11 protein-coding genes are annotated in these 10390 nt (G+C 45.6%); 7 read left to right on the top strand and 4 right to left on the bottom strand.

Translation table 11 applies throughout. The features are described 5' to 3' along the window. The first annotated feature begins 321 nt into the window (after positions 1-321). The 3 genes from ACTHY5_RS09240 to purU all read left to right on the top strand — a co-directional run bounded on the left by ACTHY5_RS09240 (position 322) and on the right by purU (position 2818). Entirely contained in the window at positions 322-1296 is a 975-nt protein-coding gene (locus ACTHY5_RS09240; protein WP_441878951.1) for an OmpA family protein, read from the top strand. 144 nt (positions 1297-1440) lie between these two features. Further along, entirely contained in the window at positions 1441-1923 is a 483-nt protein-coding gene (locus tag ACTHY5_RS09235; RefSeq protein WP_441878949.1) for a YchJ family protein, read from the top strand. A 58-nt stretch (positions 1924-1981) separates the two neighbouring features. Then, on the top strand, positions 1982-2818 hold the full coding sequence (purU, locus tag ACTHY5_RS09230) for a formyltetrahydrofolate deformylase (RefSeq protein WP_441878947.1): 837 nt from the start codon (positions 1982-1984) through the stop codon (positions 2816-2818). Positions 2819-2998: 180 nt separating this feature from the next. Here the strand turns inward: purU and ACTHY5_RS09225 are convergent, their stop codons facing one another. Continuing rightward, on the bottom strand, positions 2999-3289 hold the full coding sequence (locus ACTHY5_RS09225) for a DUF1244 domain-containing protein (protein WP_441878945.1): 291 nt from the start codon (positions 3287-3289) through the stop codon (positions 2999-3001). Between the two features lie 130 nt (positions 3290-3419). Between ACTHY5_RS09225 and yfbR the strand changes: the two genes are divergently transcribed. Next, positions 3420-4019, top strand: coding sequence for a 5'-deoxynucleotidase (yfbR, locus tag ACTHY5_RS09220; protein ID WP_441878943.1), 600 nt, complete (start codon positions 3420-3422; stop codon positions 4017-4019). Between the two features lie 216 nt (positions 4020-4235). Here yfbR and ACTHY5_RS09215 read toward each other — a convergent pair whose 3' ends face one another. Further along, positions 4236-4514 (bottom strand): YeaC family protein, encoded by a 279-nt coding sequence (locus ACTHY5_RS09215; RefSeq protein WP_441878941.1) that lies wholly within the window; start codon positions 4512-4514, stop codon positions 4236-4238. Between the two features lie 114 nt (positions 4515-4628). Then, positions 4629-6059 carry a glyceraldehyde-3-phosphate dehydrogenase gene (locus tag ACTHY5_RS09210; protein ID WP_441878939.1) on the bottom strand — a complete coding sequence of 477 codons (1431 nt, stop codon included), beginning with the start codon at positions 6057-6059 and terminating at the stop codon, positions 4629-4631. Positions 6060-6215: 156 nt separating this feature from the next. On the opposite strand from ACTHY5_RS09210, the gene ACTHY5_RS09205 reads away from it, so the two are divergent. From ACTHY5_RS09205 to trhP, 3 genes are all read left to right on the top strand, one after another. Then, positions 6216-7028, top strand: coding sequence for a DUF2989 domain-containing protein (locus ACTHY5_RS09205; protein WP_441878937.1), 813 nt, complete (start codon positions 6216-6218; stop codon positions 7026-7028). Between the two features lie 109 nt (positions 7029-7137). Continuing rightward, entirely contained in the window at positions 7138-8133 is a 996-nt protein-coding gene (gene gap, locus ACTHY5_RS09200; protein ID WP_441878936.1) for a type I glyceraldehyde-3-phosphate dehydrogenase, read from the top strand. Between the two features lie 301 nt (positions 8134-8434). After that, positions 8435-9808: a prephenate-dependent tRNA uridine(34) hydroxylase TrhP gene (gene trhP / locus ACTHY5_RS09195; RefSeq protein ID WP_441878934.1), complete on the top strand. Its 1374-nt coding sequence runs from the start codon at positions 8435-8437 to the stop codon at positions 9806-9808. Positions 9809-9881: 73 nt separating this feature from the next. Here trhP and ACTHY5_RS09190 read toward each other — a convergent pair. Beyond that, on the bottom strand, positions 9882-10390 hold a 509-nt coding region (locus ACTHY5_RS09190; RefSeq protein ID WP_441878932.1), incomplete at its 5' end, for a S1 RNA-binding domain-containing protein.

The raw sequence follows: 10390 nt of genomic DNA, 5'->3' as shown, positions 1-10390 counted from the left end.
GCGCGTCACCTCTTAACTCCCTGTTTTAAAAAGAAATCATGTGGGGATTCCTCAGTATAAAACAGCCACAACAGTGCGTTCTATTGCAATAGCTGCGACAATTTTAGCCTTTTAAGCTAGTCAACACCTTGTTAGCACTCATAATAAACGCTAGTCTGAAACGGTGCGAGCATGAACACTAGAATAAACGTTTAATTAATAACGTATTTTGAATAACAATAACAAGATACTTGCACATCACTCACACGAGGTGTTCTCGTGATTAATACGGTGATACATTCATTTCGAGTGAATCGAAGACTGATAGATGAGGAAGACAACATGAAAAAGACAGTGGCTCCTTCTTTAATTGCAATGGCACTTGCTGCCGCCGGTGTTTCCGCTAACGTACAAGCACTTGATTGGTATGTTGGTGCAGGGGCAGGTTATGCTGAATATAGTGACATTGAGCGTTACGACTCTGGTTTAGACGGTGATGGCGAAGCCCTTAGCTTATTCACCGGTTATAATGCCAATGAACACTTAGGTGTTGAACTTGGCTTTAACTACTTTGGTGAAGATTTAGATACCAAAGCAATTAACTTATCGGCGATTGGTCGCTTACCATTAAGCGAGCGTGTTGGTTTGTTTGGTGAACTGGGTACGCTGGCTTGGGACACTGGCGCTGCATCTATATCAGGTAAGTCAAATATAAGTGAAAAAGGCTTCTCCCCTATATACGGTATAGGTGCAACCTACAGAGCGTCTGATTTAGTTGATCTACAAGCTCGCTACCGCCGCATTGAAGACATAGGTAAAGCCAGCACCAACGGCTTCAACACCGACGTTAATAACTTCATGTTAGAGCTGGTACTGCACCCTAACCGTGGCGAAAGCACCCCCCCTCCAGTTGCACCAGTAGCACAGCAACCGGCTCAAGAAACCACCTACGAAACTCGTACAGTAACAGCGGATGGCTCTATTTATTTTGGCTTTGATAAATCTGAATTATCTGGCGATTCTCGCGCAACACTAGACGAAGTGGCTTTGTTTGCACAAGATAACCCAGACTATCAAGTAGAGTTGGCAGGTTATGCGGACCGTTTAGGTAGCGCTGAATACAACCGCAAACTATCTGAGCGCCGTGCGTTATCTGCGAAAGATTACTTAGTTGAGCGCGGTGTTGCTGCACAAAACATTCAAACCGCCTGGTATGGTAGCGAATTGGCTGAAGGCCAAACTGAAGCTGAACGCCAACGCGACCGTCGTGTAGATGCAAAAGCACAAGCGACTATCGAAGTTGAAATCATCGAATAATATTGCTAAACAGAAATGATATTATAAAGCGGCTCCTCGGAGCCGCTTTTTTATTGAAGGTCACAATATTTAAAAACAAGAGGCCGCCACGCCCAGTGTCATGGCATACTATGCAACCTGTATTAATATTGTTTAAGACTCATCATGCTTTGCCATTGTTATAGCCAACAGCCATTTGAACATTGCTGCCAACCCTATCTTTTGGGAACACACTCTCCACATTCCCCCCTCGCGCTCATGCGTTCTCGCTATAGCGCTTTCGTGTTAGGTTTAGGCGACTACTTATTAAGCACTTGGCATCCCGACACTCGCGGTCAGTTAACCGCTGGTGAGTTAAGAACAGTTGGTCATAGCACAGAGTGGCTAGGCCTGACGATTATATTTGCGACCGGTGAGGCTACCAACGCCACAGGAATGGTGGAGTTTAAAGCGCGCTACCGTGAAAATGGCCGGGTGGTCTCTTTGCATGAGCGCTCTAACTTTGAGCGGTTATCTGGGCGCTGGTTATACCGAGACGGCCTCATTAATCCGCCTAAAATTAAACCCAATCAAGCCTGCCCCTGTGGCGCTACGCATCATTCAACACCTAAAAAATATAAGCATTGCTGTGCTAAACGCTCAGTATAGTGCTTTGCCTGTGTACTGAAGAAACCCTATACACCTAATCGATTAATAGAGCACCAAAATGGAACGGAAAATACTGCTAACACACTGCCCTGATGCAAAAGGGCTGATCTCTAAAATTACTAATATTTGCTATAAGCACCAGCTTAATATTATGCGCAACGACGAATTTGTTGATTATGAAAATGGTCACTTTTTTATGCGTACAGAATTAGAAGGGTATTTTAACGACTACACTTTACTGGCCGATCTAGATGATGCCCTGCCCTCAGGCAGCGAACGCCGGTTAGTGCCCGCAGGAAATAAACGGGTCGTCATTATGGTTACCAAAGAGGCACACTGCTTAGGCGACATATTAATTAAGCAGTTTTCTGGCGCTATGCAGCTCGATATTGTGGCAGTTGTGGGCAATTATGATGCATTAAAAAGCCTCACCGACAAGTTTGATGTGCCCTATCATTGTGTGTCTCATGAAGGACTAAACCGAGCTGAACACGAGCAACAGATAGCTGGCATTATTGAAGATTATCAGCCAGATTATGTGGTACTAGCCAAGTATATGCGCATTTTAAGCCCTGATTTTGTGGCTCGCTTTGAGCAGCGTTTAATTAATATTCACCACTCATTTTTACCAGCCTTTATTGGCGCCAGCCCTTATCGTCAAGCGTACGAACGCGGTGTGAAAATGATTGGCGCCACCGCACACTTTGTAACCAACGATTTAGACGAAGGCCCCATCATCGAGCAAGACGTGATCCACGTTAATCATGTGTTTAGTGCTCAAGACATGGCCAAGGCAGGTCGTGATGTAGAGCGCTCTGTTTTAAGCCGCGCACTTAACTTAATACTAGAAGAAAAAGTCTTTGTTTACGGCAACAAAACAGTCGTATTTAAATAACAGCGTATAACGCAGCTCTACGCTATACGTAAAAGACAAGTGAAACCTTACTGCTTCGCAGAACTTGCAGCGTAAGATTACAGAGCACAGTGCTTGTCTTTAACGTAAGGCGGTTAGCGCTTATCTTTAACTGGAGTGGCCACTCCATCGGGGCCACTCCAAACTGACAGCTTAAAGCTGTTATTTCTGGCTTTTAGCAAAGGCGGCCAGCTGCTCGGGCGTGGCCTCTTGTTGGTATTTGGCTTTCCATTCATCATAAGGCATACCATACACGTGCTCGCGGGCTTGGTCATAATCCATGGCAACCCCGTGTTCTTCTGCGGCCGCCAAGTACCACTTACTTAAACAGTTACGGCAAAAGCCTGCTAAGTTCATCAAATCAATATTTTGTGCATCTTTACGCGAATCTAAATGCGCCAACAAAGCACGAAAAGCTGCGGCATCCAGTTCAAGCTGAGTTTGCTTATCCATTCCATCTTCCCTTATTCTATGAAGTTAACGGTTATTAATGGTATTTAATGCCATTATAACAATATCTTTGTTGAGTATCGCCAATAACGCCGATTTTAGCAGCCTCTGTACACCCTAAGGTGGTTTGGATATGACCAAAAAACGCAGTCACTTTTTTGCCCATATGGCCCGTATGAAGTTAATTCAGCGCTGGCCATTAATGCGCAGCATAGCGCAAGAAAACGTCGCCGAGCACAGCTTACAAGTCGCCATGGTCGCTCATGCGTTAGTGGTCATTAAGAATACCTTTTATAACGGTTATCTCGACCCAGCCTACGCCGCCATGCAGGCACTATTTCACGATGCCAGTGAAGTGCTCACCGGCGACTTACCCACACCGGTAAAGTACTTTAATGATGATATTTCTCGCGCTTATAAAGACATAGAAAGTAATGCCGAGCAAAGCTTGTTGAATATGTTGCCAAGTGAATTACAAGCCGCTTATGCGCCTTTATTATGTGCTGAGCATACCGATGACTATGCACACTTAGTGAAGTCTGCAGATATATTATGTGCTTACTTAAAGTGCGCTGAAGAGTTAAGTGCAGGTAATAAAGAGTTTGCCGCCGCCCAAAAGCGCCTGTCTGCCATGCTTGATGACCGTATGAATGATGAAATACGTTATTTTATCGAAGTGTTTGTACCCAGCTTCTCCCTGTCACTTGACGAAATTTCCAGCCCCGACTTTTAACTTTTTAGCGCGCGCTAAAGATAGAGGCTAACACTCATTTTGCCACGGAATACACGGACCAACACGGAAAAGAGAGTTTATTAAGGGGGTGACCTAAGAAGTACGCCCTCCCCGCTCTATCTCAGCTTAGTTTTTTGTATATTGCCTGACGAGAAAGTCACCCGTCTCGGCTTTTTGTTGAGCTGGGCGCCGGGCGCTTGGTGCTCGGCGCTGCTATTAATCTAGCTTTTGACGCGTAATTTCCTGTTCACTACTAAATTGACGGCGCAGCTCGGCTTTACTTTTAATGGTGAGTTCGCCGCCTTTGCCAATAGTCATGTGCTCAGGATCTTCATTATGCAGAGCTTGCCATAGCAACACGGCTTGCATACTGTTCTCTTTTTGCTCTGCGGTTAATGATGCGCCATCTGGCCATTTACCCAGCTCTACCGCCGTTTTGAGTCGCAAATAAACATCTTCTGGCATTTGCGCCACCGCTTGCTGAAATGATGACATAGTGTATCTCCTGCTAAATAGTCTCTTTATAAAAACATCAGCCATAAACGACAAGGGCAGCTCATGGCTGCCCTTAATAAACTCTCATATAATAGAGGGTGTTTCTCCCCGTTATTACTGAGGTAAGTCTATCAGTTCAATACCGGCCATTTTTTGCATCACACGAACCACTTGGCAGCTATAACCAAACTCGTTGTCATACCAAACGTATAAAACAGCACGGTCATCTTCAGCAATGGTGGCCAAAGAGTCAACAATGCCAGCAAAACGCGAACCAACCATATCAGTGGAAACCAATTCGCGACTCGTACTAAAATCAATTTGCTGGTGTAAAGGCGAGTCCAGCGACATCGTTAACAAATACTCATTAAGCTCATCCGCATTGGTTGGCTTATCTAAGTTTAAATTAATTACCGCCATAGAAACGTTAGGCGTAGGTACACGAATCGCATTACCCGTTAGCTTACCCTTTAGTTCAGGTAGCGCTTTAGCCACAGCTGAGGCCGCACCAGTGCTGGTCAATACCATATTCAATGCTGCGCTACGGCCGCGACGGTCACCCTTATGGAAGTTATCAATCAGGTTTTGGTCGTTGGTATAAGAGTGCACGGTTTCTACGTGACCATTCTTAACACCATACTTATCACTCACCGCTTTAAGAACCGGGGTGATAGCGTTAGTTGTACAGGACGCTGCCGATACGATTAAGTCTTCGGGCAAAATCATATTGTCGTTAACACCAAATACGATATTTTTAATATCGCCTTTACCTGGCGCCGTTAACAAGACTTTAGCCGCGCCCTTGGCCTGAAGGTGCAAGCCTAAGCCTTCTTCATCACGCCAAATACCCGTATTATCAACCACTAATGCGTTGCTAATACCATATTGGGTATAATCAACTTCAGTCGGATTATTAGCATAAATGACCTGAATATAAGTTCCATTGGCAATAATGGCATGATTTTCCATGTCTACTTCAATAGAGCCATTAAAGGGACCATGTACAGAGTCACGACGTAATAAACTAGCACGTTTTTCTAAGTCATCTGCCGAGCCACGCACCACAATACCACGCAAACGCAAACCGTGGTTGCCACCAGAACGCTCAATTAACAAACGTGCAAGCAAACGACCAATGCGACCAAAACCATACAAGACTACATCCGTTGGCTGGCTGTTATCATTACTCTCAATAGCGGGAGCAAGTTCACTGCGTAAAAAGTCGGCTAGGCCTGATTCATCAGTGTGAGATTGCCAATAGGTGACTGCTAATTTACCTAAGTCGATACTGGCGGGGGCGAGATCTAGCTCACTCAGTGCTTTGAGTATGGGATAGCTCTGGCTAACTAACAGTGCACTGCCTTCGTGGCGGCTGACCACACGGTGCGCCTTAATGATTTCTATAGTAGAAGCATTAAGTAGTGGACGCGCGTGTACGCTAATTTCCACGCCCTGATCACGGTATAATTTGCCAATCAACGGCTGCATAGATTCTGCCAGCTCTTGGCTTTGTTGCCAGGCAGACAAGTAACTCTCGTGGGTCATCGACCAGATCCTTTTTATCAGGTAACTATCATGAGTATTGAAGCGAGCATGGGGTGAGTAACCGCAAAAATGCCGCATCGGCTCTATTTAAGTGCGTCTATTTTAGTAGATAGAGGGTATGATTACCAGACTAAGGACAGCCATGAAGGTGCTCAAATGAACATCAAACACGCATTTTTGATGCTAATCACTCCCCTATTCTTAGCGGCTTGTGACCGAGATCGCATCACCAACATTTGCGAAGACACACCACAATATTGCCAACAGCTACATGCGGATAGTTGGTGTCGTTTTGAACGCACCGCCCTTATTCGAGCCAGAAAACAGCAATCAGAACAGCCCAGCGACGTCCATGACTATGATTTATTGAACACATTAAAAATCTACCATGACTGCTTAGATCCATTACTGTCTATCGAATATACACGACGCAAAGAGCGCAAAACCGATAAGGTAGATGCGGTCTATCACGCCCAAAAAGCCATGACACAATTAACAGCAGACACCGAAAATTCAGATTACCCTTATTTATTATTATGGCATTGGCAGCATGAGGGCAGCCTCAAGGCAAAAGCTCGATTTATTAAGTTAGCCGACAGACCTGAAATGCACTCCCCCGATCTCCAAAATATTCTGGCGACTGTCATTATGGTTCGCGATAGTAAAGCAGCTGAGCAAGCCCTGCATTTTGCTCTTAGCCTGTATAAAGAAGGCGACACCATAGATAATAATATTATTGCCAACTTGCTTACACTCGTCACGCGCCAGCAAAGATATGAAGACGTATGGGTTTGGTCACGAGTATTAGACCAGCTAGAGCATGAAGAAAACATTGAGCTGGCACGCATTGATGGCTATGCCCAATTTAATGCATCTCAGCAACAGGCAATGCAAGAGCAAGTTGAACGTATTCTTACCCAACTAAAACAAGGCCAATATAAAGTCCCGAGCACCCAGAGAATCAACTGATCTAGCGCAACATAATGGGAGTTTTATGTAGCTTAAGATTGACGATTTCCCCTAATATTGTAACGTTATATCCTATAATGTTTTATTCATTGCAGCCTAGAGTGTAAATATGACAATTAAAATTGCGATTAATGGTTTTGGACGCATTGGGCGCTTAATGTTTCGCGCCGCATGTGAACGTAACGACATGGAAGTGGTGGCTATCAATGACTTACAAGACGTTGATTATATGGCTTATATGTTGAAATACGACTCTACTCATGGGCGTTTTCAAGGGGATGTTAGAGTAGAGGGCCAACAGTTAATTGTTAACGGTAAGCCAATACGTGTCACTGCCGAGCGCGACCCTGCCAAGCTGAACTGGGGTGAGGTGAATGTGGATGTCGTGGCCGAAGCTACCGGCTTATTTATGACAGACGAAAAAGCACGGCTACATATTCAAGCCGGCGCGAAAAAAGTCGTACTCACCGGCCCCTCTAAAGATGCCACGCCTATGTTTGTGATGGGCGTTAATCAAGAAAAGTATGCCGGTGAAGATATTGTATCCAATGCCTCTTGTACCACTAACTGTTTAGCCCCCTTGGCTAAAGTCGTTAATAACAATTTTGGTATTGTGGAAGGCTTAATGACCACAGTGCATGCCATTACTGCCACACAAAATACCGTAGATGGCCCTTCACAAAAAGACTGGCGCGGTGGCCGTGGCGCCAGCCAAAATATTATCCCCTCCTCAACCGGTGCTGCTAAGGCGGTGGGCAAAGTGATCCCCGAGCTCAATGGTAAACTCACCGGCATGTCATTTCGTGTGCCTACTCCTAACGTGTCTGTGGTCGATCTCACGGTACGTTTAGCAAAGCCTGCCAGCTATGAGGAAATTTGTCACACCCTTAAAGCTGCAGCACAAGGCGAGCTCAAAGGCATTCTGGGCTATACCGACGATGCCGTAGTATCTACCGACTTTGTGGGGGAAACCTGCACCAGTGTCTTTGATGCCGGCGCTGGTATTGCGCTTAACGACAACTTCGTTAAGTTAGTGGCCTGGTACGATAACGAAATGGGCTACTCTCACAAAACGCTAGACTTAATCGCCCATATCTCTAATTAACACTACAGTGCCTAGCTCAGCAAAACACTGAGACTAAGACTTTCTTGCCACGGAATACACTGGAAAAGACGGACAAAGAGCAAATGAATAATTATTGTAAGGGCTGAATCCATCAATTATTTTTATTAGTCACTTTCCGTGTGCTTTCGTGTATTGCGTGGCAGAAATAGTGTTAGCTTACCTCTAGCTTGGCGCTAGCCGTTAAACACCAACCTCGATATTCAATCTCTGGCATAGTAAAATAGCGTATTCGGCCGCTATTAGGTAGCGGCTTGCTGACCTGATATCAGAGATTAATTTCATGCCCAATACTTCTCCCCTGCCCTTTACGCCCGAACTGCTCTCACCTGCGGGCAGCTTAAAAAACATGCGTTATGCGTTTGCCTATGGTGCAGATGCCGTGTATGCCGGCCAACCGCGCTACTCGCTGCGAGTACGTAATAACGAGTTTAATCACGAAAACCTACAAATAGGCATTAACGAAGCCCATGCTTTGGGCAAAAAGTTTTATGTGGTGGTTAACATTCAACCCCACAATGCCAAACTAAAAACCTTTATTCGCGACATGAAACCCGTCATAGACATGGGGCCAGACGCCTTGATTATGTCTGATCCTGGGTTAATTATGCTGGTGCGTGAGCATTTCCCTGAAGTAACCATTCACCTGTCGGTACAGGCAAATGCCGTTAACTGGGCTTCAGTTAAATTTTGGCAAGATTATGGCATTGAGCGAGTGATTTTATCGCGCGAACTCTCACTAGAAGAAATTGAAGAGATTCGTGCCCAGTGCCCCAAAGTTGAGCTAGAAGTCTTTGTGCATGGCGCTTTGTGTATGGCTTATTCGGGCCGCTGTTTGCTTTCAGGCTACATTAATAAACGCGATCCTAATCAGGGCACCTGTACCAATGCCTGTCGTTGGGAATATAAAGTACATGATGCAAAAGAAGACGATGCCGGCCAAATTGTGCATCAACAAGAGCCGATAATGGTACAAAAAGTCGACCCTGCCAAAGACGCAGGGCCCGCGCCTACCCTAGGCATAGGCGCCCCCTATGAGCATCCGGTATTACTAGAAGAGAGTAATAGACCCGGTGAGTATATGGCAGCTTATGAAGATGAGCACGGCACTTATATAATGAACTCGAAAGATTTGCGTGCTGTACAATATGTCGAGCGCTTAACGCAAATGGGGGTGCACTCATTAAAAATTGAAGGCCGGACTAAGTCTTTTTACTATGTGGCTCGTACCGCTCAGGTTTATCGCAAAGCCATTGATGATGCGGTGGCGGGTAAGCCTTTTGATACTAGCCTAATGAGCACTTTAGAAAACTTAGCCCATCGTGGTTATACCGAGGGCTTTCTAAAACGCCATACCCATAGTGATTACCAAAACTACGAAACCGGTCACTCGGTCTCGACACAACAACAGTTTGTGGGAGACATCACTCGCCGCGACGGCGATTGGGTAGAAGTTGAGGTCAAAAATAAGTTTATGGTGGGCGATCAATTAGAGCTGATGACGCCTGCTGGCAATATTAGCTTTACCTTAGAGCAGATCAAAAATCGCAAAGGCGAATACGTTGAGGTGGCGCCTGGCAGTGGCCATGTGGTGTATATTCCACTGGCTCAAGAAGTAAACGCCGACTTTGCTATTCTACTGCGCCATTTACGCTAAACCTCAATCTGAGCCTATAAAAAAGCCGAGACCTTAGTCTCGGCTTTTTTGCTCATATTAAACACAGCGAGTATTATTCGGCTGGTTTTTCTTGTTCGTTAGCCGGTGCTGTGGCTTCTGGTTGAGCTGGTGCAGGAGTAGAAACTTTCGCTGTTTCATCAGCTGGGGCAACAGTCTCAGCTGTGGGCTCGGCGGCGGCTTCAGTTACTGAAGTTTCAGGTGCATCAGTGGCGACTTCAGGCTCTTTCGCTTCTTTAATGGATAAGCGAATACGACCTTGGCGGTCAACTTCTAATACCTTCACCTTAACGCTGTCACCGACACTCAAATGATCCGAGACGTTTTTAACACGCTCTTCGGTAATTTGAGAAATGTGCACTAAACCATCTTTGCCAGGCAAGATATTCACAAAAGCACCAAAGTCAGCCAAACGAACCACCTGACCTTGGTAAATGGTGCCCGGCTCAACTTCTGCGGTCAGTTGCTGAATACGGGTAATGGCAAGCTTAGCTGCTTCACCGTCTGTAGCGGCAATTTTAACGGTACCATTGTCGTCTAGCTCAATAGTGGTGCCGGTTTCTT

This window comes from Oceanisphaera sp. (assembly GCF_052084945.1).
GTDB lineage: Bacteria > Pseudomonadota > Gammaproteobacteria > Enterobacterales > Aeromonadaceae > Oceanimonas.
This window is presented reverse-complemented; position numbering and strand designations above follow the sequence as displayed.